Annotated in this window: 1 protein-coding gene; it reads left to right on the top strand. The window is 46.4% G+C overall.

What is annotated here, in order from left to right:
- Positions 1 to 1015: redox-regulated ATPase YchF (ychF, locus tag R7P67_RS26655; RefSeq protein ID WP_318086564.1), on the top strand; the 1015-nt coding region annotated here is incomplete at both ends.

The raw sequence follows: 1015 nt of genomic DNA, 5'->3' as shown, positions 1-1015 counted from the left end.
CTAAAGCGGGTATTGAAGCAGCAAACTTCCCGTTCTGTACCATCGAACCAAACACTGGTGTGGTTCCTGTGCCAGATCTACGTCTAGACGCACTAGCAAAGATCGTTAACCCACAGAAAGTTCTACCTACTACAATGGAATTCGTAGACATCGCTGGTTTGGTTGCGGGCGCATCTCGTGGTGAAGGCCTAGGTAACAAATTCCTAGCGAACATCCGTGAAACAGACGCTATCGGTCACGTTGTACGCTGTTTCGAAAACGAAAACATCGTTCACGTTGCAGGTAAAGTATCTCCAATCGAAGATATTGAAGTAATCAACCTTGAACTAGCTATGGCTGACCTTGATTCTTGTGATCGCGCGATTCAGCGTAACGCGAAGAAAGCAAAAGGCGGCGACAAAGACGCGAAGTTCGAGCTGACAGTTCTAGAAAAGCTGCTTCCTGTACTAACAGAAGGTGGTTCAGCGCGTACCGTTGAGCTTTCTAAAGAAGAACTAGCAGCTGTAGGTTACCTAAACTTCCTAACGCTAAAACCAACCATGTACATTGCAAACGTAAATGAAGATGGTTTTGAAGACAACCCGTACCTAGACGCAGTACGTGAGTTCGCAGCAAAAGAAAACAACGTGGTTGTTCCTGTATGTGCAGCGATCGAATCAGAAATGGCTGAACTAGAAGACGACGAACGCGAAGAGTTTCTAGCGGATCTAGGCATCGAAGAACCTGGTCTAAACCGCGTAATTCGTGCTGGTTACGAACTGCTAAGTCTACAGACGTACTTCACAGCTGGCGTTAAAGAAGTTCGTGCATGGACAATTCCTGTTGGCGCAACAGCACCAAAGGCAGCAGCGAAGATCCACACTGACTTTGAAAAAGGCTTCATCCGTGCAGAAGTCGTTGGTTACGAAGACTTCATCCAATACAACGGTGAAAACGGAGCAAAAGACGCAGGTAAATGGCGTCTAGAAGGTAAAGACTACATCGTAAAAGATGGTGATGTTGTACACTTCCGCTT

The organism is Vibrio sp. Vb0937 (assembly GCF_033338855.1).
Note: the sequence above shows the minus strand (reverse complement) of the source record. Positions and strands in the feature narration are given on the sequence as shown.